This is a genomic window from Virgibacillus pantothenticus (genome assembly GCF_018075365.1).
GTDB classification, from domain to species: domain Bacteria; phylum Bacillota; class Bacilli; order Bacillales; family Amphibacillaceae; genus Virgibacillus; species Virgibacillus pantothenticus.
Genome location: NZ_CP073011.1, coordinates 4,143,087 through 4,169,784 on the forward strand (window position 1 = coordinate 4,143,087; position 26,698 = coordinate 4,169,784).

Annotated in this window: 21 protein-coding genes and 1 pseudogene; 10 read left to right on the forward strand and 12 right to left on the reverse strand. The window is 32.0% G+C overall.

All coding sequences use genetic code 11. The features are described from left to right. Nucleotides 1–279: 279 nt before the first annotated feature. From KBP50_RS19335 to KBP50_RS19345, 3 genes are all read left to right on the forward strand, one after another. Complete coding sequence (locus KBP50_RS19335; protein ID WP_050351057.1) at nucleotides 280–1,461, forward strand: galactokinase; 1,182 nt, start codon at nucleotides 280–282, stop codon at nucleotides 1,459–1,461. Nucleotides 1,462–1,538: 77 nt separating this feature from the next. Then, complete coding sequence (gene galT / locus KBP50_RS19340; protein WP_128743330.1) at nucleotides 1,539–3,047, forward strand: UDP-glucose--hexose-1-phosphate uridylyltransferase; 1,509 nt, start codon at nucleotides 1,539–1,541, stop codon at nucleotides 3,045–3,047. Nucleotides 3,048–3,062: 15 nt separating this feature from the next. Continuing rightward, nucleotides 3,063–4,100, forward strand: a complete 1,038-nt coding sequence (locus tag KBP50_RS19345) for an aldose epimerase family protein (protein WP_050351056.1) — start codon at nucleotides 3,063–3,065, stop codon at nucleotides 4,098–4,100. 253 nt (nucleotides 4,101–4,353) lie between these two features. Here KBP50_RS19345 and KBP50_RS19350 read toward each other — a convergent pair whose 3' ends face one another. The 5 genes from KBP50_RS19350 to KBP50_RS19370 form a co-directional block, all read right to left on the reverse strand. Then, nucleotides 4,354–4,797: a UPF0158 family protein gene (locus KBP50_RS19350; RefSeq protein WP_082240890.1), complete on the reverse strand. Its 444-nt coding sequence runs from the start codon at nucleotides 4,795–4,797 to the stop codon at nucleotides 4,354–4,356. Between the two features lie 225 nt (nucleotides 4,798–5,022). Further along, nucleotides 5,023–5,652 (reverse strand): NUDIX hydrolase, encoded by a 630-nt coding sequence (locus tag KBP50_RS19355; RefSeq protein WP_050351054.1) that lies wholly within the window; start codon nucleotides 5,650–5,652, stop codon nucleotides 5,023–5,025. 289 nt (nucleotides 5,653–5,941) lie between these two features. Then, entirely contained in the window at nucleotides 5,942–6,073 is a 132-nt protein-coding gene (locus KBP50_RS19360; protein WP_076361955.1) for a YvrJ family protein, read from the reverse strand. Between the two features lie 363 nt (nucleotides 6,074–6,436). Then, nucleotides 6,437–6,652 carry a DUF2922 domain-containing protein gene (locus KBP50_RS19365; RefSeq protein ID WP_050351053.1) on the reverse strand — a complete coding sequence of 72 codons (216 nt, stop codon included), beginning with the start codon at nucleotides 6,650–6,652 and terminating at the stop codon, nucleotides 6,437–6,439. A gap of 34 nt (nucleotides 6,653–6,686) precedes the next feature. Next, complete coding sequence (locus KBP50_RS19370; RefSeq protein ID WP_050351052.1) at nucleotides 6,687–6,911, reverse strand: DUF1659 domain-containing protein; 225 nt, start codon at nucleotides 6,909–6,911, stop codon at nucleotides 6,687–6,689. A 440-nt stretch (nucleotides 6,912–7,351) separates the two neighbouring features. Here KBP50_RS19370 and KBP50_RS19375 point away from each other — a divergent pair, with 440 nt between their 5' ends. Together KBP50_RS19375 and KBP50_RS19380 are read left to right on the forward strand one after the other, a co-directional pair. Next, nucleotides 7,352–8,359: an LCP family protein gene (locus KBP50_RS19375; protein WP_050351051.1), complete on the forward strand. Its 1,008-nt coding sequence runs from the start codon at nucleotides 7,352–7,354 to the stop codon at nucleotides 8,357–8,359. Nucleotides 8,360–8,939: 580 nt separating this feature from the next. Next, the gene (locus KBP50_RS19380; RefSeq protein WP_050351049.1) at nucleotides 8,940–9,929 is read left to right on the forward strand and encodes an LCP family protein; all 990 of its coding nucleotides are present in this window, start codon (nucleotides 8,940–8,942) and stop codon (nucleotides 9,927–9,929) included. A gap of 189 nt (nucleotides 9,930–10,118) precedes the next feature. Here the strand turns inward: KBP50_RS19380 and KBP50_RS19385 are convergent, their stop codons facing one another. Together KBP50_RS19385 and KBP50_RS19390 are read right to left on the reverse strand one after the other, a co-directional pair. After that, complete coding sequence (locus KBP50_RS19385) at nucleotides 10,119–11,174, reverse strand: glycosyltransferase family 4 protein (protein WP_050351048.1); 1,056 nt, start codon at nucleotides 11,172–11,174, stop codon at nucleotides 10,119–10,121. A gap of 199 nt (nucleotides 11,175–11,373) precedes the next feature. Beyond that, entirely contained in the window at nucleotides 11,374–12,474 is a 1,101-nt protein-coding gene (locus KBP50_RS19390; protein ID WP_050351047.1) for a glycosyltransferase family 4 protein, read from the reverse strand. 132 nt (nucleotides 12,475–12,606) lie between these two features. Between KBP50_RS19390 and KBP50_RS19395 the strand changes: the two genes are divergently transcribed. The 5 genes from KBP50_RS19395 (at nucleotide 12,607) to KBP50_RS19415 (ending at nucleotide 18,241) form a co-directional block, all read left to right on the forward strand. Continuing rightward, nucleotides 12,607–13,884, forward strand: a complete 1,278-nt coding sequence (locus KBP50_RS19395) for an O-antigen ligase family protein (protein WP_050351046.1) — start codon at nucleotides 12,607–12,609, stop codon at nucleotides 13,882–13,884. Next, on the forward strand, nucleotides 13,862–14,896 hold the full coding sequence (locus tag KBP50_RS19400) for a glycosyltransferase family 2 protein (RefSeq protein WP_050351045.1): 1,035 nt from the start codon (nucleotides 13,862–13,864) through the stop codon (nucleotides 14,894–14,896). Before KBP50_RS19395 ends, KBP50_RS19400 begins: the two co-directional genes overlap by 23 nt. Nucleotides 14,897–14,960: 64 nt before the next feature. Beyond that, a complete protein-coding gene (locus tag KBP50_RS19405; RefSeq protein WP_050351044.1) occupies nucleotides 14,961–16,052 on the forward strand; it encodes a polysaccharide pyruvyl transferase family protein in 1,092 nt (363 codons plus the stop codon). Between the two features lie 14 nt (nucleotides 16,053–16,066). Beyond that, nucleotides 16,067–17,482 (forward strand): lipopolysaccharide biosynthesis protein, encoded by a 1,416-nt coding sequence (locus tag KBP50_RS19410; RefSeq protein WP_050351043.1) that lies wholly within the window; start codon nucleotides 16,067–16,069, stop codon nucleotides 17,480–17,482. Between the two features lie 39 nt (nucleotides 17,483–17,521). Continuing rightward, complete coding sequence (locus KBP50_RS19415) at nucleotides 17,522–18,241, forward strand: glycerophosphodiester phosphodiesterase (RefSeq protein WP_050351042.1); 720 nt, start codon at nucleotides 17,522–17,524, stop codon at nucleotides 18,239–18,241. Between the two features lie 356 nt (nucleotides 18,242–18,597). Here the strand turns inward: KBP50_RS19415 and KBP50_RS22290 are convergent, their stop codons facing one another. From KBP50_RS22290 to KBP50_RS19435, 5 genes and pseudogenes are all read right to left on the reverse strand, one after another. Then, a complete protein-coding gene (locus tag KBP50_RS22290) occupies nucleotides 18,598–19,059 on the reverse strand; it encodes an SH3-like domain-containing protein (protein ID WP_232231405.1) in 462 nt (153 codons plus the stop codon). 102 nt (nucleotides 19,060–19,161) lie between these two features. Further along, nucleotides 19,162–19,920, reverse strand: a pseudogene (gene tagH / locus KBP50_RS22295) (teichoic acids export ABC transporter ATP-binding subunit TagH); the annotation flags it as partial. A gap of 14 nt (nucleotides 19,921–19,934) precedes the next feature. Further along, complete coding sequence (locus KBP50_RS19425) at nucleotides 19,935–20,762, reverse strand: ABC transporter permease (RefSeq protein ID WP_050351175.1); 828 nt, start codon at nucleotides 20,760–20,762, stop codon at nucleotides 19,935–19,937. 315 nt (nucleotides 20,763–21,077) lie between these two features. Beyond that, nucleotides 21,078–23,951 carry a CDP-glycerol glycerophosphotransferase family protein gene (locus tag KBP50_RS19430; RefSeq protein ID WP_050351040.1) on the reverse strand — a complete coding sequence of 958 codons (2,874 nt, stop codon included), beginning with the start codon at nucleotides 23,949–23,951 and terminating at the stop codon, nucleotides 21,078–21,080. A 3-nt stretch (nucleotides 23,952–23,954) separates the two neighbouring features. Continuing rightward, nucleotides 23,955–26,432 carry a CDP-glycerol glycerophosphotransferase family protein gene (locus KBP50_RS19435; protein ID WP_050351039.1) on the reverse strand — a complete coding sequence of 826 codons (2,478 nt, stop codon included), beginning with the start codon at nucleotides 26,430–26,432 and terminating at the stop codon, nucleotides 23,955–23,957. Nucleotides 26,433–26,698 lie beyond the last annotated feature (266 nt).

Sequence of the window (26,698 nt, forward strand, 5' to 3'; positions counted from 1 at the left end):
ATTCAGCTCCTAATAAATCGCTATTTACAATATGATAATTTTTCCCAATCTATTCTAGCAGTTTTCATAACTTTATTTTTTAAAATTAGCGATACAAAAACTATTTTCCGTCTTTAGTATTATAGGTAAAGAATAACATAGATACAGTATCTTATAATGAAATGTAAGTAAGCTCTTGTCAAATTTATTGTTTTATTGTACAGTTAACTTAATTAATTAATTTAATTAAGTTAAAAGATAATCAATATGACCAAAAGCCACATTCAAGGAGGATACAAAATGAACATGAAAGATTTACAATCGAAATTTAAAACTATGTTTAATAATTTAACTGAACCTTCTATCTGCTTTGCACCAGGGAGAATTAACTTAATTGGAGAACATACGGATTACAATGGCGGCTATGTTTTACCAGCGACGATCTCCTATGGAACCTATGCGTTTGGTGTAAAAAGGACAGATCATACATTGCGCCTTTTTTCTCTGAACTTTCCTGAAACAGGAATCATCGAATGCGACCTAAGCGACTTATCATTTCAGGAAGAGGATAGCTGGGCAAACTATCCAAAAGGTATGATTGAGGCGATTAAAAATAGGACTTATCCGATCCAAACAGGGGCTGACATTCTATTTTATGGAAATATCCCTAATCAAGCAGGCTTATCATCCTCTGCTTCCATTGAATTAGTAACAGGAATTTTAATGGAAGAGCTGTTTTCATTCACCCTACCACGTCTCTCCTTAATAAAACTGGGGCAACATGTGGAAAATCAGTACATTGGTGTGAACAGCGGGATTATGGATCAATTTGCCATTGGTTTAGGAAGACAAGAGCACGCCATCCTTTTAAACTGCAAAACAAATGATTACGAATATGTCCCTATTCATCTGCATGGTTTTGAAATCGTTATCATCCACTCCAATAAGCAGCGCACATTAGCTGAATCAAAATACAATGAACGATTCAATGAATGTAAAACAGCTTTAGAAACATTACAAACTGTGTTGCCAATTAAAAGTCTAAGCGATGTATCATTAGAGCAATTTAACGCTTATCAACATGTCATAAAAAATTCCACTATACGAAAACGAGCAAAACATGTTATTTCAGAAAATGAGCGAACGTTGCAAGCCAGTAATGAGCTAAAGAACGGAAACTTATCGGCATTTGGCAAGCTTATGAATGAATCCCACCAATCATTGCAACAGGATTATGAAGTAACTGGAAAAGAATTGGACACGATCGTACACGCTGCTTGGAAACAGCAAGGCGTACTTGGTGCTCGGATGACGGGAGCAGGGTTTGGAGGCTGTGCTATCGCCATTGTTGCTAAAGAAAAGGTAGCAGCATTTAAAGAAAATGTGAATGATATCTACAAGCGATCCATTGGTTATGACGCTTCTTTCTATACAGCAGCCATTGTTGATGGAGCCAGATCACTGGTCGAAGCTCATAAATAATAACAACCTTTTGATGTTTATCTGAAAAAAGTCATTATATTTTGAGCTTGTTCACTCTTTGGAAAGGAAGAACTAACATGCCGAACATTTATGTGCTGTTGGAAAAGCTTATCCAACAGGCTACAAACAAAAAGTTAATGGAACAGCTGGACACCGTCTATGTACAAAATCAAATTATGTCGTTATTAAAACTTGAATATATCCCGGATCAGATCGATAGCGGTGATTACCTTTCAGCGGATGATACGATTCCTAATCTGTTAGAACAAATCATTGCGTGGGCAATGGAGCGACAAATTATTGAAGATGTCTTCGATGACAAAGAAATATTTGCAGCTAAAATCATGAATTGCTTTATGGATAAGCCTTCAACGATACATGATAAATTTTATGAAAAATATGCAGAGTCACCTAAAGCAGCCACAGACTATTTTTATCAATTAAGTAATCATTCCAATTATATTCAAGTAAAACGCATTCAGAAGAATATCTATTTTACAGCGAAGTCAGCGTACGGAGATATAGAAATAACGATTAATTTATCAAAACCAGAAAAAGACACTGAACAAATAAAACGAGAGCTGGAATTGAAGCAAACGACAAATTACCCAAAGTGTGTCTTATGTAGAGAAAATGAAGGCTACGTAGGACGCACAGGATACCCAGCGAGAGCGAATCATCGCGTCATTCATGTTCCTTTATTAGACGAAAGCTGGTACCTGCAGTACTCACCGTATGTTTATTACAATGAGCATAGTATATTATTATCTAAAGAACATCGAGAAATGAAAATTGAAAGCGATACATTCGCTAGATTGCTAGCATTTGTAGAAAAATTCCCGCATTATTTCATTGGTTCTAATGCTGATTTGCCCATTGTTGGTGGTTCGATTTTAAGCCATGACCATTATCAAGCTGGCAGACATCCTTTTCCCATGACCAATGCACATCCAGCCTTTTCATTTGCAATCAATGGATTCCCTAGTGTCGAAGCGTCGATTTTAAAATGGCCATTATCTGTAATCCGTTTACGCAGTGAACAAAAAAATGAGCTTATTCAAACTGCAACACATATTTTAAACGTTTGGAAGAACTATACGGATGATGCTGTAGGAATTATTTCCTTTACAGATAATGTGCCCCATAACACGATTACGCCGATAGCGCGGATGCGAGAAGATATGTTTGAATTAGATCTCGTATTGAGAAATAATCGCACAACAACCGACTACCCAACAGGGATTTTCCATCCCCATATGGATGTACAACATATTAAAAAGGAAAATATTGGGCTAATTGAAGTGATGGGTCTTGCGGTTTTGCCAGCAAGATTAGAAACAGAGCTACATGAAGTAAAACAGTTCTTATTAAAGGGTGTAGATCATCTAGCTGACTATCACCATGACTGGGCAAATGAAATAAAAAATTCTTATCATTATTCTCAAATACAGGAGCATGTTGATACGATCATTCGGGATGAAGTGGGGAAAAAATTTATTAGCGCTTTAGAAGATGCTGGTGTTTTCAAACAAACAGAGACTGGAATGTTAGCATTCCAACGGTTTATTGAAAAACTTAATAAGTAACGGAGTGAATAGCAGATGGAGATAATAGAACAGACCGTTCTTGACAAATGGAAATTACGAACACTAATTAATGACCAAAATATGCGAGTTAGTTTTCTCGACTATGGTGGAGCGATTACTGAAATTATCGTACCTGATAAACATGGCTATATGGATAATGTCGTATTACATTACAATAGCTATGAAGAATACGAATCCAATCCATTCTATATGGGAGCTTTAATAGGGAGAGTCGCTGGCAGAATAGCTAACGCTTCTTTTTCAATAAATGGAACGCCCTATCAGGTCACTGCAAATGAAGGGCATCATCACTTACATGGTGGAATAAATGGTTTCAGTCATGTGCGGTGGCATGTTTCTACAGAACAAACAGAAAATGATATCCGTGCTATTCTTACCCATACAAGTCCTGATGGGGATAATGGCTACCCAGGAAATGTAGCTGTAACGGTCACCTATATTCTAACAAATGATAATGAGTTTATCATAGACTATGCTGCGATTACAGATAAAACGACTCCAATCACCTTGACGAATCATAGCTATTTTAACTTACGAGGAAGCAAGAAACAGACGATTAAACAACATTACGCTAAAATCGCCAGTAGTACTTGCTTGGAGGTAAACAAAGCACTGATTCCAACAGGTAAACAATTTGCAACCACACATACTCCTTTTGATTTTCAATTAGGTCGGCAATTCAATGACGGTATTTACGCAAAGCTTGAACAGAATATCATTGTTGGCAAAGGATATGATCACTATTTTTGTTTCGACAAAGGAAAAGATGAGCAAGTATGTTTATATGATAAAGAAACGGGGAGAACGCTCACTGTAAAAACCACTCAACCAGGAATGGTATTATACACAGGCAATTATCTACATGAAAAAAACGAGCACACGCCAACAACCTTTCTACGATATCAAGGAGTATGTATAGAAACACAGGGTACACCAGCTTCACTTGAACATAAACATTTGCCAAGCATTATTTTAGCACCCGGAGAAGCATATCAGCAAAGAACAGCTTTTTGCTTTGGGCTTGGAGGATGAATTTGTAAATGAACTGCCGCAATTCCAATTACTAAAACTACTAATTTTACGCAAAACAGACCAATTATGCTTGGGAGTGCCCATGCGTAATTGGCCTGAATACTTGTTATAAATAGTTGCTTTTTGCTATAAAATAAAAGAAACTGATTTACTACGGAAACATCTAAGCTGTTTTCTGTATTCTATACCTGCTTAGCATCACCGTTTTCTTCTGGAAGTATTGTGGAAACATTTAATTATTGATTAACATAATCTATTTCGTTTTTTTCACAAAATTTATTGCAATTTCCTTTAAGCGATGATAACGGTAATCATACCATTCCTCTTCTATATCAAAAAATTCTATTTTATCTTTAAACCTGCGAAATGCTCCTTTACCACGAATTGCACTTAATAATTGCTCTTGAACTTGAGAATTTTTTACGGCAAGACAAAAATCTTCCATGATGTCATAATCATCTACTTCAAATTGAGTATTAATCTCTACATAATTTTCCTCATGATCTACGATATCTTCCGCAATCTTGAATACTTCTTTTTCCCAAGGCAATAAATTACGACCATCTTCTCCATCCTCAACCATAGGTAAGTAGTGTTTCAAAACATGAACAATTTCTCCCGTTTCCTTGTTCAAAAATACTAACGATTCATCTAAATGAAAATCCAACGCATCAATTAAGACCGATAAATTTACAATTTTTTACATTTTATTCTCCTCCTTTTTATAAAGTGAATCTTCAATCAGTGGGGCTTTCATTCATCCCCCAATGATTGTTAGTAACCAAGTGGATGACCTAAAAGCCACTTACGAAATAGGTATTTGGGAGTTGCTATCTCCCACTTAAACTTGTTGTAATACAAAGATACCCAACTCCTAAAGTGGGAGTCTTACAGTACCTTATATATGGGATAAATAACGACGTTAATTTTTTTTCTTTTCTTGCAACAAAGCTACAAAATGGGCTATAATTTTTGCGGTTAATCCCCAAATTACTTTATCTTGATAATAATAGAACAGTTCACTCATTTCCCGAGCATTCCAATCATAAGCTCTTCCACCTTGTATATCCTCATAAGGAAAATCCTGTTCTGGTATAACTTTAAAATTCACCTGATACACTTTTGGTTTTGTCTCCAGAAAAAAACGCAATGGGACCTGGAATACTTCTTCGACTTCTGCAGGATTAGGGACAATTTTCTCAGGGTTATGAAGGGTACCCGTAAACGGAAAGATAATTCTTCCGAAATCAGATACAATATAGTCCAAAGGGATAATGTTACGAATGTTTTCTTGGTTTACGCCTAGTTCTTCCGAGGTTTCACGCAATGCACAATGCAATTCACTTTTGTCGCTTTCATCCACTCTTCCACCCGGAAAACAAATATCTCCCGGTTGACTGCGCATATGCTTTGAACGAACTTCAAAAAGCAAATGGGTTTCATCTTCTATCTCTATCATCGGAATGAGAATACCAAATTCGCGAAAATTCTCCCGTCCTAAAATAGTCGGCCGCCGATTTTGTAACCGACTAATAATTTCTGATGTTTTCATTCTTTCACCCCCAACATGCTACCCACCTATCTTCATTATATATCACTCTATCATGAAGATGAAATAAACACGGATTTTTGTAATATTATGATATAAAGATATTTTTATAATTCAACACCAACCCCCTTCTTAAGATATAGGCCCGTTTAAATTTATTGTTTCTTTTTATCAACTTTTTAAATACAGACTTTAATGGATATGTCGATATTTCCCGGGAAATGAGTAAATATATAGAAGTTCATGGGATACTTTATTACTCTATAAAATAAGCGATGCAGATTCTCTCCCCTTATTGTTTCATTTTATTAGGCAATTCATAAATGGATGCAATTAAAACATTCAACTTTCCTTCAATACGGTGAAGCAGATAAAATGTTACCGCAACAGGGAATCCTACCTCTGTTATAAACGAAATCCATATGCTACGCCTCCTTTTATCATTTAAATTGTCACTTATAGTCGATCGAGCAAATGTTACATTTAAATTGCCTAAAGTAACTGATGCTCATGTTAAACAAACATTTGAAAGCATCGCATGCTTTAAATAAGGCGTTTCTTAGTCCGCTTACCCTTTTATTTATAGGGGATGCAGCAGCCTTAAAATGAAAAAGCCCTTATCACCGGGAAGCGTTGCTCGTATAACCAATTTGAATGAATGAGTCCCTCATACCTTTCTGCTTATACACTTTCTTTGCAATTATTTAGCAGCTTCCACAAGCCCAACGCACTGAAGTCATCATACAATTGACCAGTAGCAACGCTACTGGTCATCTCTATACTAGTATTACTGCATTTCAATCTCTTCGACCATTCTTTCTACGATTCTTGCGCTCGATTTTGCGACTAACTCTCCACCATTAGAGGTGAAAGCATTCTGCACGATAATTTCGTCCATTGCTGCATTAATAGCTGCAGCATCAGCTGGCTCCACTGGCTGATCCATGGAATAAGTGACTATTTTCCCTTCTTGGTTCGTAAATTTTAATTCTAGTTTTTTCATGTCTTTCCCCCCCTCCCTTCCATTTAATTTTCCACTATGCCTCGACAATTTTCGAGCTATCTTTACGTTCGATTGTTAACAGTGGAAGTTTCTGTAAACTGGCAACCGCTTGAGCAATTGCATATAACTGGTCAGATGTTGCAGTTGTTTTCACATTATGGAAGCTTTTCGATGTTATAAGTTGTTTTTCTGAGCCTTGCTCCGTGCCTTTACCAAACTCTAATCGTAACGACGAATCGGTTAGCGTTGAATTTGCCATGGGATCACCTCCTTCACATCTAAATTCGATGTAGAGAACAGATAGGTGGCAAAATGAACTTAAATTTCTAACAAGACGGATATTTTAAATACTATTTAATAAAATAATGTAAAAAGCAGGAGATTATTATAAAGTGAATCTTCAATCAGTGAGGTTTTTCATTCATCCTCCCGTTGTTAGTACTGTAATGGTATGACCTAAAAGTCTCTTACGAAATAGGGTATTTAGGTGCTGTTATCTCCTACCTAGACTTGTTGCTATACAGATTATATTATCCACCTACTGAAGTGGGAGTCTTACAGCACCTTATATACGGGATAAATAATTTCATCATTATTGGTTAAGAGTTATTTATCTTACAATAATGTAATCTAAATGTAATTTACGTCAGCTACATATAGTAGTAAAATGAAAAGTAGTATGTATAATGAGGTGTAATTATGTCGAAAAACCGTGAAAATATATTTCGAGTAAAAACACGAAAAAAAAGAAATAAGAAGAAACTTTTGTTTTTTTTAATTATTCCCTTAAGTCTTTTATTAGTAGCAACCGTTTCCTACGGTGCCCATGTCTATAAAACAGCCCAAGAAGCCGCCAATAAATCTTATGAAAAATTTGAAAGAGATGGGGGGAAATCCGCTTTAAGAGATGAATCAGTCACCCCCGTAGATGACAATGTCTCTGTACTTGTTATTGGGGTAGATGATAGTGAGGCACGTAATGAAGGCAACAGCAGATCCGATGCATTAATGCTTGCAACCTTTAATAAACAGAAAAAAGATGTAAACATATTAAGCATCCCGAGAGATTCTTATGTCAACGTTCCGGATTACGGGTATACAAAAATTAATCATGCGCACGCCTATGGAGGCCCCAGAAAAACCATCGATACTGTAGAAAATTTTTTAAATGTTCCAGTTGATTACTATGTTCGGTTAAATTTTGAAGCCTTTATTGAAATTGTAGACACAATTGGTGGAATTCAATATGATGTACCTTTTGAAATGAATGAGCTTGATTCAAATGATAATCAAAATGCCATTCAATTAATGCCAGGCTATCAAAATTTAAACGGTGAAGAAGCTTTAGCTTTAGCACGGACCAGAAAATACGATAGTGATTTTGAAAGAGGGAAACGGCAACAAGAAATTATTAAAACCATTTTTAAAGAAACTGCTTCTGCCTCTTCCATCCTAAAACTTGATGAACTCATTAATGCAGTGGGAGATAACATGAGTACAGACCTGACCTTCAATGAAATGAAGAGCTTTATGAGCTACGGACTAAATACGGACTTAGCCATAAACACAATTAATATCGATGGGCAAGGCAGTAAGATGCAAGATGGAATTTGGTACTATCAGGTAGATGAACAGAGCAGAAGTGAGATTGAAAATACGTTGCGAGAGCATTTGGATCTTCCTGTATCAAGTGCATGGCAAAATTAATTCGACAGTATGGATGAATAGGGTCTATACTCGATTTAATAAGAGTATGACAATTATTATTTTAAAATTTGATTTGTTTAACAATGAAATGCTTTTTAACCTCTTTTAATTCTATTGGACCTCGTAAATAACGCAGAGTGCGCCCTCTGTATAACTTGCGCTAATAGAAAAACTAAAGAGGTTTTCATAAATATAAGCTTTCAATTACCTTTACCTCATCTGCCTCAATCACTTGTCGTATTTTAATGTCATCTTTTATCACAATAACCATTGGATTAAAAACATTTTGTAGATTATTTAACCAAGAATATAAGTGATTTTGCTGAAAAATCAATGTTGTATATAAAATGGAACATCTATAACATGAATAGCATTTGTTATATTTCTTCGTCAACAGCAACCTTTTCCCATCTCCACTAGGCATTCTCAAGGCTGTAATAAGATTTTCATTTACGAATATACATATTCATAGTAAAATTATACTTAGTCTTGTAGATATCTTTAAGTTTTTCGACAAATATATACATTGATTATAACTAGAATTAATATAAATTCACTTTATTTTAAGGATGGTCCTGTAATGGATAATAAAAATCATAGAAGAGTAGTAGTACGAAGGAAAAGAAAACTGAAGAAAAGAGCATATTTGATACTTGTTCCGTTGATCCTTGCTTTTGTTGCTATTGCAGTTTATGCTTCATACTTATATACAAAAGCGGGTAGTGTTCTTTCTGAATCATATGAAGATGATGGCATGGAAAAATCAGATCTGAGAGAAGCTAAAGTTGATCCTGCTGTAGATAATGTATCAGTACTAATTATGGGAATAGATTCCAGTGATATTCGCAACAACGCAGACAACGCAAGAACAGATACTTTGATGGTTGCTACCCTGAATAAGGATGACAAGAGTGTGAAATTAGTAAGTATTCCACGTGATACTTATGTTTATATTCCTGAGGTTGGATATGAAACTAAAATCAATCATGCACATGCTTTTGGTGGTACCCAAGCTACAAGGGATACAGTTGAAAACCTCCTAGATATTCCCATTGATTATTATGTAAAGGTCAATTTTGAAGCATTTATTGATGTCGTTAATGCTGTTGATGGTATCACTGTTGATGTACCTTATGAGTTGAAAGAACAAAATTCCAAAGATCAGGCTAATGCAATACACTTGCTTCCTGGTGAACAAGAATTAAATGGTGAAGAAGCTCTTGCTTTAGCCAGAACAAGAAAATTAGATAACGATATAGAACGCGGAAAAAGACAACAGGAAATAATTAAAGCAGTAATTAGCAAAGCTATATCCTTAGATTCCATTTTAAAATACGACGATGTGTTAGAAGCTGTTGGCAGTAACATGACTACAAATATGACTTTTAGTGAAATGAAAAGTTTCATTGCCTATGGTACTAAAGGTAAAAATTTAGATTTTGAGACACTAACCCTAGAAGGGCATGATTATCAGCCAAATGGTTCCTATTATTGGCAGCTCGATCAGGAAGCTCTTTTAGAAACACAAAACAAACTAAAACGGCACTTGGATATAACTACTACAAACTGAACTAAAGCGACAAATTTCACACCCCAAAAGAAGTTAGTATGAAAACTTCCTTTGGGGTGTTTGTTGTAAAAATGGAGCGATTATACCAATAATAGTAAATAGTGCTATGCTGTTTAGTTAGACTTAATCTCCAATAATTTCTATGAAGGACGAAATAGCCGGATTAGTACCTATTTAGTCAGTTAATATTTATAACTTATGTCTAATCGCCTTTAAAAGGTTAGTTAGTGGTTTATAGCTACTATTAATTAATTCCAGGTTTTCAATGAGTATTTGCAATGCGAAAATTGAGATAGTAAAAATAACTATAGAACCCCATACAGTTGTCATAGAGAAAAAAATAGCAGCCAAACTAAACATTATACTTAGCGTATAAATAACTAATACCGTATGTTTATGTGAAAAACCCATCTTCAGCAACTTATGATGTAAATGGGAACTATCTGGACTTGCGAGTGGCTGATTATTAACATACCTGCGAATAATTGCGATAAGTGTATCTGAAATGGGCACTGCCAAAATAAATATAGGAATAACAAAAGAAATAAACGTTACATTTTTAAATCCTAAAAGTGCCAATACAGAAATCATATACCCCAAAAACAAAGCGCCTGTATCACCCATGAAAATTTTCGCAGGAAAAAAATTGTATTTCAGAAACCCAATTGTACTAAAGAAAAGCAATAGAGCCATCGTTGTAACATATACATCACCCATAATGATAGCCATTCCTGCCATTGTAAACAAAGCGATTGCCGAAACACCCGCAGCAAGGCCATCTAGACCATCGATAAGATTGATTGCGTTGGTAATACCTACAATCCAAAATACGGTTATTACTGAACTCATGACACCAAACTCAATTTGCCCCCCAAACGGAAAGTTAATATATTCAACTTGTAACCCTCCTTTAAAAACGACGAGGAAGGCTATTCCTACTTGAACTAAAAATTTAATTTTCGGTGAAAGAGATTTAATGTCATCGAAAACTCCTAACATAACTATCAACACAGCTCCAATAAGAATAACTGCATGGTAATTACTATCTGGTTGTAAAATCATTAAACCAAGCAAAAAGCTAATAAAGATAGCCACTCCTCCTAAAGTAGGGATTGGTGCTTTATGAACTTTTCGGTTATTTGGTTTATCAGTGACATTTAATAACTTGGAGAACTTAATTACGATTGGAGTTACTAACAAAGAAAATAGCAAAGTTGATAAGGCTAACAGAGCTATTTTAAGCATTTCGTTCACCTCATTTTCCCTAAGAAACATCTAGGCCATTGAAGACACTAGATTGGCAAAAGCTAGTCCGATCAAATTGAATACGCTTCCACTAGTGTCGCTTTTCAATAAGAGTTATCATATCCCCCTTTTAACTTTAAAGCTAAGTGAAAGAACCTCATATCAATGACAAATCATATAGCAAAACTTAAACATACATTCAATTTAGACCTCGATATACATTATAAATGTTTTCGGCAAAAATCTCCAATGTAAATTTTTTTGAAGCATGCTGATACAGCTTTTCACCAATTAACGATAATTTTCCTTGTTTGTGAAAAAATAATGCATCTTTCATTGCAGCAATTATTTCCATTGTGTTAGCCGGTTTTACAATCCAACCGACTCCATTATTTACAATAAGTTTATTTACTTCCCCAACGTCTGACGAAATGACTGGGGTTTTTGCTTTAGCAGATTCTAATAGGACAAGGGGGAAACTTTCGCTTAAGGAAGTTAGTAAAGTCACATCTGCTATTTTATATAAGTGCTGTACATCTTTTCTATAACCTAAAAAGTGTACATTTTTTTCTATTCCTAATTCAAATACCATTTTTTTCAATTGATTATATAATCTACCATCTCCAGCAAGCATAAGATGACATTTACTATTTCTCTTTAAAATTTCCGAAAAAGCTTTTATAGCAAATTGATGACCTTTAACTTTTTCCAACCTGGCTACCATTAAAAAAATAAACTCATCCGCATTAATTCCAAAGTCGCGTTTTTTATAAATGTTTTTCACTCTTTGTTTAAAATCAATACCATTTAAAGTGGTTATTATTTTATTTTCATCAATTCCCGCATCAATAAGACAGTCTTTAAAAGGTTGTGAAATAGCTATTAATTTATTTGCATTCTTAACAGCATTCATATTTATCCTACTTAATAATTTTCCGTAGGTACCTTTTTCCATGAAATCTAGAAATGGATCACTATGGATAGTTACGACCCACTGAAAAGGCAACATTTTCTTCAATATACTTGTATACACATTTGCTCGAGGACCATGTGAGTGGATACAAGTAATTTTTTCCTGTTTTATAAATGAAATCATTTTTTTAATTAATGGAATACTAAGTTTAGAACTACTTGAAAAATGAACCGTTTTAATTCCTAATTGTTTTGCACGTTGCAAAAGTTCTCCCTGTTCCATAACACCGAGTATAAATTGTTTATCTTTAAATTCTTTCATTAACCCCAAAATATGATACATCCCCCCACCAGTTTCACTACCTGCGTTTAAATGTAGTATTTTCATTCGCTTACCTACTCTCCGTTATTATTAGTAAATTAATATAACCATGAGCATAGGATTTTATTATTCTTCGTGAATAGAAAATTAAAAGGTGTCAATAATTTAAGGTAAAGATTACAACATAGGGGAACTATTATGGATAAATCAACTAATACAGTGAATAAATTTATACTCGTATTCATTGTTATTCAGCCAATCATGGACATACTAACAACATTCACTTTATCATTTCCAATATCAGTAGGATCTCTACTTCGAACATTATTTATGTCTGTTTTATTTATTACTCTCTTCATTTGTTTTTCCCATAAAAACAAGAAGAAAAATTTCACCCTTATGATAATGGCATTTTCAGGAGTATTAGTTAGTTTTATTATAAACTTACTTTTAAAGTCTCACTTTAATTGGATCTGGGAGTTGAATTTTTATTTAAAGGTTAGTTATTTTTTAGTCATTATTTTTGCCGTTCTCTATGTAAATGAAAGAAACTGCGTAAGCACCCGTACTTTATATACCGCTACAACTATTACTAGCTACATCGTTGGGTGCACTTACTGGATGGCAGTTCTTACTAATACAAGTATAAACAGTTATAGATACGATACTTCTGGTTATTCGGGTTGGTTTTTCTCTGCAAACGAATTAAGTGCCATAACCCTAATTCTATTTGGATTAATGAGCATTCAGCTTATTCAAAAAAAACAGCTTGCCCATTGGTTTGCTTATATTATCATTTTAAGCATGCTACCTATGATTGGTACAAAGACAGCTTTTATAGGCGGCTTAGTGCTCATTAGCATTACTATCGCCTATATTTTGTGGAAGCTACGATTAAAGATATGGAGAGATTGGCATGCAATAGCTTTTATTATGATCATCTTTTTATTTGCATGCTTTATTCCCTATACTTCTATTGGAAATAACTCACCGCCAGAGAATCACGTCTCTCCAACTCAAAATGAATTAAAAGCAAACTCAGAGTTAGAAGCTTTATCTACATATGAGCTCCTCTCACAAAAAATTCTCAGTTCTAGAGATATTTACTTTGCAGAGATAAAAAAAGATTATTTACATGCACATATATTAAGAAAAATTTTTGGTCTAGGGTATGCTGGGGATTATCAAAACGAACCAAAGTTAATTGAGATGGATTTCTTTGATCTTTTTTTCAGTTTGGGAATTATAGGAAGTCTATTTGCAATGCTTCCTCTAATCTTCTTAGTAAAGCATTTGATCTTTAAGAAACCTTACTTTGAAATTAAATATTTGCTGTTATTTACCATAGTAGGTCTTTCTGTCGGAATAGCTTTTTTGGCAGGTCATGTACTGTTCGCACCTTCTGCCATGACCTATCTCTCCATTCCATTAATGCTTATAGGGGGTCATAAAAATGAGCAAACACAAACTAGTTAGTTTTGTCATTCCCGTCTATAATGCAGAGCATTCCTTGAAGCGCTGTATCAAGAGCATATTAAGCCAATCGTATCATTCAACTGAAATCATTTTGGTTAATGATGGATCAACAGATAAAAGCACGGAAATATGTAATAGTCTGGCTGCATTATATAATAATATTCATGTAATTCACCAAAAAAATGCAGGTGTATCCTGCGCAAGAAATATAGGAATAAAGAAAGCAAAAGGAGCGTTTCTTCAGTTTGTTGATGCTGATGATTATATTGATAGCGATATGACTAAAAAACTAGTGGAGGCTGTTAATTCTTCGCCAATTAATGACCTTGTCATATGTGGATATGAGTCAATAGCTACACATAAAAAAAAATTATATACTCCTTCTATTAAGGGGATGTATACCAAAACTTCATTTCTTCATTATTTTGGTGATTTATATAAACAAATTATCATTCCTTCTCCCTGCAATAAGCTATATCGATTAGACATAATCAATCAGCACAACATCAAGTTTAAAAAAAACATATCTTTTGGAGAAGATCTATTATTTAATTTACATTACCTTCAATATTGTAAACGAATTTATATACTTCATGACTCACTATACAAATATGTTAACGCAAATGTTCATTCTTTATCTCGCGCTTACCGTAAAAACTACTTTAAAGAGCAACAATTCTTATTAAATAAAGTACAGTCTTTTTTAGAAGAAATGGGAGGATTAACCTATAAAAACAAACGCGATCTTGGAGAAATTTATGCTAGTAGTGTGATCAATGCATATACAAATCTTTTTCACAAAGAAAATCGTATGCCACGAATTGAAAAAGTGAACGAAATGAAAACCATACTTCATTTAATTAACACAAATGAAGAGCTAATACATTTTACAGGCTCATTACAAAAACAGTTAGTTAAATTACTCATTAAGCTTAAATCAACATATAGTCTGTATATATTTTTTTACGTCAAATCTTTTTTGAAGCGTCATTCACACAAATTTTTCACTTAGTCGAAAGGTGTTACTTCAGCTAATATATAGAGCAAGCCATTATTAACGGAAAAGGTGATAAAATATGAAGAATGTCATGCTCTACGCATACACTCACTATAATTTAGGGGATGATTTATTTATTAAAACTATCTGTGAACGTTATCCAAATACGAATTTTCTATTATTAGCCCCAAAAGGATATTGTAAGACTTTTTCCAACTTAAATAACTTAAAAATTATTAACTCCGATTCTCTTCTTTTCCGTGGTAGTAAATTAATTGCAACAACGTTTAACAAAAAGAAGCTTTTCTATTCCTACCTGGCACGAAAATGTCATTTGCAAATTTATGCTGGAGGATCATTATTTATTCAACACGATTATTGGAAAGAAGAGTATAAAAATGTCCAAGCTATGTCCAAAATGAAGATACCTTTTTTTATTTTAGGAGCTAATTTTGGTCCTTTCTACGAACAAAGCTTTCTACACGCATACTATAAAATATTTTTCCATTTAACCGATATTTGCTTTCGGGACCATTACTCCTATTCGTTATTTAAAGAGTTGCCTAACGTTAGACTGGCTACAGATATGATTTTCCAATTGGAACCTATTTGTTTAAACAAAGCTAACCAATCCGTGATTATTTCTGTAATTAAACCTTCTATTAGAAAGTCGTTACAGGGTTATGATGAAATTTATTACAATAAAATACGAGAAATAACTCTCCATTTTTTAAAAGAAGGATATGATGTTACGCTAATGTCTTTTTGTGAATACGAGCAAGATCATGAAGCAATTAAGCATATTCTCGCTCCTGTCTCTAAACACTATATAAATCACATTCATACATTTTACTACAAAAACAACTTAGAAAAGGCCCTAAAGTTAATTTCCTCTTGCACTTTTGTTGTTGCTACCAGATTTCATGCTATGATTTTAGGGTGGTTATATCAAAAATCCGTTTTTCCAATCGTGTACAGCAGTAAAATGACAAATATGATAAAGGATGTTAATTTCCAAGGTAATTACACTCAATTTCATGAGTTAGAAACATTAGAAGCTGAGACTGTTTATCAAAGCATGAGCAGTAATAGGATAGATGTAACGGAGCAAATCATGAAGGCAAAGGAACAATTTATTAAGTTAGATACTTATTTAGAAACAGAGAATTGAAGGATGATTAATTCATGACCAAAGAAAAAAAACTAGTGAAAGACACCCTGTTGTATAGCATTACTACCTTTGGATCAAAAGCTCTCGTTTTTTTAATGCTACCTGTTTATACACATTATTTCACAACAGAGGAATATGGAACTTGGGATTTAATCCTTACTACTTCTAGTCTATTAGCGCCATTTATCAGCCTTGAATTAACATCAGCCGTTTATCGTTGGTTAATTGTTGAAAAAGACACTCAACAACAAATAACGATTATTACTAGCGGCACATTAGCTTTAGCGCGAAATCTAATCTTATTCACTATTCTTGCATTGTTATGGTTAGCTTTTTCCCCTATTCCGTATGGATATTTAACATTAGTACTCATTCAAGTAATTATCGTAAATAGCTATTTACAGCAATGTGCTAGAGGTTTAGGATTCAATTTCTTATTCGCTTCACTGGGACTGCTACAAACGATCATACATATATCAATCATCTTATTATTTTTATACAGTTTACAACTGCGAATAGAAGCATTTTTCTATGCTTCTATTCTTGCTAATTTAGTATCAATTATAACAGCTTGGATGATTATGCGATTCCACCGATTTTTGTCAACCCGACATTACTCGAAACCGCTGATTAAGTCCCTTTTAAAATATGCATTACCTATTATTCCTGGTGCAATTAGCTGGTGGATCATGAATGCTTCAGATCGCTATATTATTGTAGGCTATCTGGGAATAGAATATAATGGTTTATATGCGGTAGCAAATCAAATACCTGCTATTCTCGTAATGATCCATTCTGTGTTTAACTTAGCATGGAAAGACAGTGCTATTCTCCAATTTAACAAAGCTGCTAAGGATGAGTATTATACTGTTGTCTTCCAGCATTTTTTTCGTTTGCTTGTTACATCTGTAATTTGTATTGCGCTCTTAACAAAACCTATTTTTTCTATTTTTATCTCTGAAAAATTTTTTATAGCTTGGCAATACACTGGGCTACTATTAGTAGGTACGATGTTCAGTGCTTTCTCGTTGTTCTGGAGTGCCGGCTTTCATGGAGCCAAAAGAACAAAGATAATTCTAGTTACGTCCATCCTCGGTGCAGTTGTAAATATCGGCGTACATATTTTATTGATTCCGTTTATCGGCTTGTATGCTGCCGCTTGGTCTACATTAATCGCCTTCATAATCACCTGGATTGTTCGAATTCGTGCTAGCAAGCCTTATTTCAACATCAAACTAAATCGAGTAGATATGGTTATTTTATTTCCATTAACATTAGTTGCTTTACTTGCACCTTATTTTTTCAGTCAAAAAGAATTATGGGTACCTAGCGGATTAGCAATATTCCTTTTTTTTATGTATAATAGACAGATATTTAAATGGATACAAAAAACCGTACTTTTTAAATTGCGGCATAGGTTAAGAAACTAATGCAATATACCATTAAATTGGAAAGGAGCATCAGCATTAATGACATTAAATTTTGCACATAGAGGTTCACTAACAGAAGCACCTGAAAATACATTACCTGCTTTTCAAAAAGCAATTGCTCATGGTGCAAAAGCTATTGAATTTGATATTCAACTGACCAAAGATAATTATCTCGTAGTTTGTCATGACCACAAATTAACTCGGTTTAATCCATGGACAAATAAACGTATTACTGACCTTACATTAAGTGAATTAAAACAAATCGACATCGGATCTTCTTTTAATGAAAATTATACTGGGATCACCGTTCCAACCCTAGATGAAGTTTTAGAGCTTTGCCCAAAAAATATTCTCTTAAATATTGAAATTAAGAATATTCCAGTTATTTATAAAGGAATTGAAGAGCAACTCATTCATTGCCTGTCTAAATATAATCGCTTTGAAAATATACTTATTTCTTCTTTTGATCATGTTGCTTTAAAAAACGTGCAGGAAATAGCGCCAACCTTACCTTTAGGTATGCTCTTTTACTATCGAATACTCAATCCTTGGGACTATGCAACAAAAAGCGGGTTAAACATCGCTAGTATTCACCCAAATAACGTCTATACAGACAGGCAATTAATCGAACATTGCCATAACAAGGGGTATCAAGTATACCCGTTTACGGTAAACAAAAAAGAGCGGTTTAATGAATTAGTCGCTTATGGAGTAGACGGTGTGTTTTCGAACAATCCTGAAATATTTTCACATGAATAGAAAAACAAATTTTAAAATTCTTTTAAAGGACTATTCGTATTCTGTGGATTACTGCACAATAATAAATAATACGTTTTGCTTTTATATAGTGTAATCTATCGTCAGCGACTGTTTAAATTAGCCAAGAGTTTTTATTACTGGTTCTTGGCTAATTTATCGTACTCACATTCCAGCTCAAGTTTCTAACATTTTATACAACAACAAAAAATATTATATTTTAAATTTTCTTCTAGCAAATACAACAAGTCGTTTTTATAAACCTTAAAGCAAAACAAATATAATGGATGATTAATCACCCTAAATTCATATAGTACAATTATAAATTAACTCTTGCATTTGCCACTTATCCAAAATTATTATACTTCTCCCAAATAACTCTGGTGTATCCATACTTTATTTTCACCTAACAATCCTTTATACCATAAGTTTTTCCCTATTTTGACAGTTTTACTCACTAGAAATTGGTCACCTTTGAAATTCTTAAGGTTGTCATATATTATATTTTTCTTACCCCCCCAAGGACGATTAAAAGCTTTACCTGTACCTTTAATATAAAATTGTTTTTCATCAGCATCAATTAATATTTCACATTTACTATTAACATCATTCGCATTCATCCACCCTATGACCCCACTTTTACCACTTGGTTTATTACTAAGTAAATAAAAAATTCTATTATTAAATTTTGCTTCTCTTTTTATATAGTATACTGAATTTTTATAAGTCTCAGATGATTTTGCATTACTTTCTGGAAACAAACTCGAATAAATAAAAGATTTGTTATCATTAATATGTCCTATTTTAGACGTTGGTTGCACAATAAAATTATCTCTATTCTCAAAGGGGTGATGTTCGTCAATAATAGCTTGATTTAAATTTATGTCATTAATATCTCTTTCTAAAGGATCTATTCTATATAGTTTATACTCTTCTTTCTCCGTTTTGGACATTTTTTTCCATTTATCCAAAAAAGCTTGATACTTTGGAATTACTTCCTTTACCGAACCGAAAGCTTTTACTTTTCCATATTCGAGCCATAATATTTTTTCGCAAAATTGCTTCATTTGGCCAATAGAGTGACTTACAAAAATCATTGTTTTGCCTTGTTTTTTAAACTCCTTCATTTTATTTAAGCTTTTTTCAGCAAAGGCTTTATCGCCAACAGATAGAGCCTCGTCAATAATTAAAATATCAGGATCAACTTTAACTGAAATTGCAAAACCAAGTCTTGATTTCATCCCACTTGAATATGACTTTACTGGCTGATCTATAAAATCTTCTATTTCAGCGAACTCAATGATCTCTGGTTCAAGTTTTTTTATTTCATTTTTATTAAAACCAAGCATTAGTAACTTTAGTTCAATATTATCTCTTCCTGTCAAATCATTTTTCAAACCTGCAGAAACTGCTATTAATGCAACTTCTCCTTCAATCTCTATATAACCAGAAGTTTCTGGGACAATGCCAGCTAAGATATTCGATAAGGTGGATTTACCAGAACCATTTACTCCAACAAATCCAATAATATCTCCTTTTTCTGCTTCAAAATCAACTCCATTAAGAGCATAAAAGTCTTCCCCATAACTTTTAGGCGTCAGCAAGTCTAACAAACGTTCTTTAGAACTACTATATAATTTATATTTCTTCTTAATATTTTTTGCAACTATCGCTTTTTCCATATCATCACAAACCTTTATAAATAATCTATAAAATGTCTACGGAATTTAACGTGTAAAGTTGAACCTAACAGGAATAACAGTATTACTATTATCCAAAATATTATACTGTACTGCCACTCCGCAATAAAATGCCATTCTGTACTAAATAATGCAGCACGATAACCTTCAACTAAATAATACAACGGATTAAGTTGTAATAACACCTTTATCCCTGGAAATTGTTTTCCAAGAATAGCTAATGGCCATAAAACACCTGATAAATACAATAGCATTCTTAATGTTGAATTCAATAGCATATGGATATCGCGAATAATTGTTGATAATGTCGACGTTATAAGCGATATAGAAAAAATTAGAGCTAAAGTTGCTATTAAGTAGTAAATTAATTGTAAGTAATAAGCTGAGATATAGTACCCGTTCATATTTAATATTACAATTGCAATAACTAACATCATAATATGAACATAAAACTGTGAAAAAATAACGTATCCTGGGATAATACTAATTGGAAAGTTCATTTTTGAAAGCATTCTAAGTCTAGTATAAATCGACTTAGAGCCTTGTATAATTCCTTGGTAGAAGAAAATCCATAGAAAGAAAGCTGCTAAAAGCCAACTAAAAAATTCAATTTTTTGTCCATCTATCATTTCTATGGGCTTTTTACTCCTCAAAGCTGAGAAAACGAACCAATATATAAGGATCTGAATTGAAGGATTTAAAATTTCCCAAAATATCCCTAAATAGTTGTTTTTATTTTTGTTTTTTAATTCATATATAGAAAGCCTTCTAATAAGGTAAAAGTTTTCTATTTGCTCTTTAATAACATTTAACGCAGATTTCATCTTCATATCCTTTCGCCTAGAATACTCACTTACTCTGATATTAAATTATACAAGTATTACTTTTAAATCTCAACGGATTTACTTGATTACTATATAATGCCATTTGCAGGTATGCAAGCGTCAAACAGCCCCTACCTATAAAAGATCGGGGCTTCCTATACTTTTTCAGAATATGATATGAAATCTTTTAAGAATAGTAAACAGCTCTGAAATTAAACATTTCCCTTCTTACCTCACCTATTAAGAAAATTCATACCACTCTATTACTGCAATAGCTGTCAATTTTATTTTAGTGGATCAAACTAATTACTAACCTTAATAAAGAATTCTAGCTATAGCATTTAATATTTTTCTTCTTATATCAAACGGTATAATATGAGTTATTTTTATCTCGTTAATTTTTCTCCGCTTATACAGCTCTTTTTTCTTATTTTCAATAGCTTCAAATATTCTTTTAGAGTTCTGATTATCCATATAAGTAAAATACTCATTCCTCATTTTTCCGTAATTTTCCTTTTCTTTAAAATCATGAGAAATATAGTATTCTATTAAGCTTATTAACTCATTTGGATCATAAGCTACATCGCCAAATAAATCATTGTCAAAATCCATATAACTGCCCTCATATTGAAGATATTTATCGACATCAAAATGATAAAAAAGACATGGTTTTTTCAAATAAAACATTTCCCAGATTACACTTGAATAGTCTGAAATCATCATAGAACTTTTCATAATCATTTCGTCTAATGGAACTTCTAAAAAACCAAATTTTTCAATGTTAGGAGAGTTAATTTCAAATGAATCAATATAGTCCTTGAACTTTGGATGAAGAAAAAATTTAATTTTAACATTATTATCTCTAAGAACCTCATTTAATCTATCGGAAGAAAGAAAAGCATTATAGTACTTGTAGTATTGACTTTCCATAAAATCCTGTTTACTCATACCCTCCATCCAAGTTCTCCACGTAGGCATAACAAAAATCTGCTTATAATTTATTTCTTTTGTTCTATCCTTTAGAACATCCCATCTTGCTAATCCAGTTGTAACAACCTCAGATTCATCATAGCCCCAGTGTTCAATTATCATTTTCCTTTCGTATTCAGAAGGAGCTATAACTAAATCAAAAACTCCTCTCTTTTTATAAAAGTCTGGAACTGCTTTTAATCCATTAACACCATGTTGTAAATAAATTAGTTGTTTATTAGTAAGTGCTTTACCAAGTTTGCTCTTTTTTTGTTTAAGATTATAGCTATTTCTTTTAGTATCCGAAGATATTAGCAAGTCTGCAGCAAACATGTAAATGAAATATTTAAAAGACATAAAATACAATAGTTTATCCTTTTTGTCTTTTAAATTATTGAGTTCAGGAGAGTCTTTTCTAATAACGTAATAAAAGTCTTTATGCTTTTTATTCTTATATACATAATCAAAAAAGTAATACCCACTATCATGTGCAGACATTGCTAACTTTTCATATCCAATCCAAATTTCTCTTTTTGAAAAATAATTTTTAAAAAGATTAAATATTATAAACGCTAAATTTTCCTTTAAAATGTAATACCTATTTTCAAAGTATTCTTTTTCCCTAAAGGTGAAAGCCAGATCCTTATTTATAGTAATATAAGGATAAACAATATAATCTTTATTTAATTTCAATTGATATTTAGAGACTCTAGAATCTATTTTATTTAAGACGTTAGACGCGACATTTGTTACTTTAATTAATTCTTCCTTATTATTAACGTCAATTCCTACATAAATGTCCCAGTATAAAGGGAAGAGATTCTCTTTCTTTAAATCTACTTTACATTCAATGGTTATAAAATTCCTGTTACTTTGTAAATCTTTTATCCCAACAGCAATTTTATTAAAATTATCTTTGTTTCTGTGTACTAAATATACACCTGTGGGCTCTGCGAAATTTACATTTGGTGAATATAATTGAATCTTCATTCGGATTCTACTTCCATGCATAATAAATTGTTTAACCGATGTTTTGATTTTATAATTACTTTTTATTAGATTTGAAACCTTATCCTTTTTTACAACTAAATCCTTACTTTGATTAAATAAAAAGGCACTATATAAATTATATGTTGAAAGTGAAGGAAAGTTATCTTGGTTTAAAATGTAAAATAAATCGTTTCTAACTTTCTCTTTTTTATTATTTAGTTTTAAAAATATTTTATTGCCTTTAGCCATTAAGTATATATTCCAAACCTCTTTACTTGTAGGAATATAATCTAGAAAATTTTTGAAATTAAAATATAGAAAAGAAGATCTAGTTTCTCCTCTAATTGCAAAGTAAGTTTTAGATTCTGCCTCTTGCAAAATTAAAATAGGATTCTCTAAGTCCAAAAACCATTCTTTATCTTCGACGTTTAAAACAAGAATATTATTCTTAATATCTAGACCTTCAATATATGCATAAGAATCTTCAATTTGTGGTTGAAAAAAATTATTTATGTTTAGTCCCATTAAATCATTTTCTTTTACTTCAATAAAATGATCATAGGATTTTATTTCCTCTAATTCCATTGCAGTAATTTGGATTAAATTATTTAATGAGAGTTTAAATACATTGGAATTGATTGCCAATAGTAAGTGGATATTGTATTTTGTCGATAAATCTTTCTTTGATATAAGTACATGGTCATCTTTAACTAAGACAGGAATTATATGGGCGTTTAAACTGCTATCTCTATTAATTGTTAATATAATATTCTTATAATCATATTTTTCCACATTACTTAAGGAAATCTTAATGTGATCATCACTATTTTCCAAATACACTTTATTTACAATAGGTGAATAGCTTTGCATTTGTAATATAAGTGCTCTAAAATCAATAAATTTAATTGCAATATGCAACTCATTTTCTACTTGTGAAAATATTGCAAACCGTTCTTGGTTTAGATTAACAGGAAAGTTCCCGTATTGATCTAATTTCACGCATATTTTACTACCCGTTTTATCAAAAAACTCAAGAGCCAAAAATGTATTAGCAGGAAAGATATTCAAATTGTCTTCAAATACAATTTCTGTTAAGTGTGAATTTTCATTTTTAAAATGATATCTTATATCCCTGTTATCTAGTTTGATTTTAGCTACTTGAACAGATAATGTCTTAGAGATTAAAAAATTTGTGCTATTCTTCTTGTTAACTATCCTAAAGTAATGCATTTATTAATCACCCATATTTAATCGTTTATTTATTTCGTTAAAGATTCTTTTTGAATTATCATGATCAATATATTTAAAATACTTTCTTCTTTTACTTTGATAAGCCGGTGTTACTTTGAAATCATTTGTAATATAATTATATAATATTTGGATTAATTCATCAGGATTTTCTGCACGTTCCCCAAATAACTCTCTATCCATATCCAAATAACTACCTTCTAAGTCATTATATTTCTCATGATCAAACTGAAAAAATATCACTGGTTTATTCATATAAAACATATCCCATGTAATTGATGAATAATCACTTATTAAGATAGAAGACTCCATTAATTCTTCATTAACTTTAATATCTAAGAAACTTTTAAGATAAATATTATGGTCAGAGACTGAAAATTCATGTATATACTCTTTAAATTTGGGATGTAAAAAGAATACTAAATTTAAATTGTATTCTTGCAAAATTTCCCTTAATCTAATTGATGTTAAAAATGAAAGGTAGTTATGATAATAGTCTGATCGTACAAATTCCTCTTTAGTCATTCCCTCCATCCATGATCTCCATGTAGGCATAACAAATATCTTTTTTTGTTCCAGCTTATGTGATCTATCTTCTAATAAATCCCATCGAGAAAAACCAGTAACAATCACTTCTTGCTCCGAATATTTCCAGTTCTCTATTATTATTTCCTTCTCTTTATCTGAAGTAGCAACTACTAAATCGAAGTTACCTCTCCCCTTACTTTTTTTAAATACATCTGATTTCTTTAGACCTGTGACTCCATGCTGTAAAAAAATACTACGCTTTGTTTGTAAACAATTAGCCACCCTCCCAGTTCTCACTCTTATATTATAAGCATGCCTTTTTGTCTCAGATGAAATAAGTAACTTCGCAACATAAATAAGGTAAAAATATTTAAAGGACATAAATTCAACAATGTTTTTATTTATAGCCTTAATTCGCTCATAGTCAGGTGACCTACTATCAATTATATAATAAAAGTCTTTATGAAGATTATTTTTTTCAACAAAATCGAAGAAAGCATAACCATTATCTTGAGCTGTTCTTGAGAACTTTTCAAAACCTAACCACACTTCTTTATTCTTGTAAGGGTACCCTTTGAGCAACTTAAAAATATAATAAGCAACCTTTTCCTTAATTTTGTTTCTAACATTCTCATACGAATCTTTTTCTCTCATCATAAAGGATACGCTTTTATTTAGAGTAAGATATGGATATATTATTTTATCTTTATTAACTATTGATTGCCTAAAATAATCTTCTTTCAAAACTTTTTTAACAATATATGACGCTTTATTAACCCTCATACAACCTGTGTACCCTTGCTCGTCTGTTACTTCTAACATAACATCCCAATAAAGAGGGCGGTATTTTTCCCAATCTGGAATAAATTGGCCTTCAACTTTTCGATTGTTTCCATTTTGAATTTTTATAGTAAGGTTTGAAGCCTCCATAACTTTGAAGTTATCGCTACTTCTTAACTTAATAAGTATTTTGTTGATCTTTAGTTTGTTATCTGAATCAACATGAAGACTTAGTTTATAGCGTTTTCTCCAAGTTCTTTTTATTTTAGTTAAAGTTATTTTTGCATTTGATTTTTCTCTAAAGACATTGTAAATTTTACCTTTTACCAATGATAAGTTATTTTTGGCAGTTTTATAGACTAATACTGAGTTATCATTTTCTAGATCAAAATAGCCCAAATCACATTTATTTTGGTTCGTATGCAGCCTTGCTTTAACATAATATGATCCACATACTACTTCAAGGAAAAAATTATACCGTCCATTTTGAAATTCCATTTCAGGTAAAGTACATTTAATTTCATTCCCTTTTTTTATAGTACCTAGAACCATCCTAGCTTTTTTTTGTTTTCTAGCCACCAAAACTACATTAATTAGATCATAGTTATTAAATTTATCTTCAACTAAATGAAAGCTAAAGGACTTATTTTTTATATTAATATTATTAATATCTATTTTCTCTAAAATTTCATTTCTAGTAGATTCCTTATATAGCAATTCAGGAAATTGACAATAGTAAAGAACACCTTTACTATCAATGTAGATTCCACAATAAAGGTTATGGTTAATCCCTAAATCTGCAATGGGGATATTTTGTTTTTCAAAATTATTTATTTTAAATGACTCTAATAAGGTATAAGATTCAAATTTACTTTTAACACAAAAAGACCATTTACCTTCTAACTGTTTATTAATCTTAAAAGAATAATTTATATCTATTATAATTTGACCACCATGAAAGTTATATTTAACTTTACTATAAACTTTACTTTCTTCATTGTATAAATATAATTCGAATTCTTTATTCATGTTTGATCTTGTATCAATTATTAATTCGTTTCCTTCATAGGAAACTTTTTTCACTTCTATTTTCCCCAACAGCACTCCATGCTCTGAATAACTTTTTCTCTTTTTATGTTCATCTATCTTAGTCATAAAAAATTCCCCTATTTAAACATTTTTTGGTTAAAAGTTCTAACGTAATTCTACTAAATTAATATAATATGAAAAATTACGTATAACATTGATTATATCATATTATATTAATTAGTTTAATGTAAGCATAAAGTCTATTCCTAGTAATAGCTTTAATATTGAGATTGATTTACTTAATACCAGCATTATCAAGATTACAGCTTAATGCGCAAACTTTTGACAGCAAATCTAAACTTATCTGAGCATACTTTCTACTCACTCCAAAT

Coding starts and splice junctions, on each gene's coding strand:
- KBP50_RS19395 (WP_050351046.1), top strand. CDS start 12,607: ATGGATAAATCAACTAATACAGTGAATAAATTTATACTCGTATTCATT.
- KBP50_RS19375 (WP_050351051.1), top strand. CDS start 7,352: ATGTCGAAAAACCGTGAAAATATATTTCGAGTAAAAACACGAAAAAAA.
- KBP50_RS19410 (WP_050351043.1), top strand. CDS start 16,067: ATGACCAAAGAAAAAAAACTAGTGAAAGACACCCTGTTGTATAGCATT.
- KBP50_RS19430 (WP_050351040.1), bottom strand. CDS start 23,951: ATGCATTACTTTAGGATAGTTAACAAGAAGAATAGCACAAATTTTTTA.
- KBP50_RS19335 (WP_050351057.1), top strand. CDS start 280: ATGAACATGAAAGATTTACAATCGAAATTTAAAACTATGTTTAATAAT.
- KBP50_RS19415 (WP_050351042.1), top strand. CDS start 17,522: ATGACATTAAATTTTGCACATAGAGGTTCACTAACAGAAGCACCTGAA.
- KBP50_RS19345 (WP_050351056.1), top strand. CDS start 3,063: ATGGAGATAATAGAACAGACCGTTCTTGACAAATGGAAATTACGAACA.
- KBP50_RS19425 (WP_050351175.1), bottom strand. CDS start 20,762: ATGAAATCTGCGTTAAATGTTATTAAAGAGCAAATAGAAAACTTTTAC.
- KBP50_RS19365 (WP_050351053.1), bottom strand. CDS start 6,652: ATGAAAAAACTAGAATTAAAATTTACGAACCAAGAAGGGAAAATAGTC.
- KBP50_RS19435 (WP_050351039.1), bottom strand. CDS start 26,432: ATGACTAAGATAGATGAACATAAAAAGAGAAAAAGTTATTCAGAGCAT.
- KBP50_RS19400 (WP_050351045.1), top strand. CDS start 13,862: ATGAGCAAACACAAACTAGTTAGTTTTGTCATTCCCGTCTATAATGCA.
- KBP50_RS19355 (WP_050351054.1), bottom strand. CDS start 5,652: ATGAAAACATCAGAAATTATTAGTCGGTTACAAAATCGGCGGCCGACT.
- KBP50_RS19405 (WP_050351044.1), top strand. CDS start 14,961: ATGAAGAATGTCATGCTCTACGCATACACTCACTATAATTTAGGGGAT.
- KBP50_RS19370 (WP_050351052.1), bottom strand. CDS start 6,911: ATGGCAAATTCAACGCTAACCGATTCGTCGTTACGATTAGAGTTTGGT.
- KBP50_RS19390 (WP_050351047.1), bottom strand. CDS start 12,474: ATGAAAATACTACATTTAAACGCAGGTAGTGAAACTGGTGGGGGGATG.
- galT (WP_128743330.1), top strand. CDS start 1,539: ATGCCGAACATTTATGTGCTGTTGGAAAAGCTTATCCAACAGGCTACA.
- KBP50_RS19380 (WP_050351049.1), top strand. CDS start 8,940: ATGGATAATAAAAATCATAGAAGAGTAGTAGTACGAAGGAAAAGAAAA.
- KBP50_RS19385 (WP_050351048.1), bottom strand. CDS start 11,174: ATGCTTAAAATAGCTCTGTTAGCCTTATCAACTTTGCTATTTTCTTTG.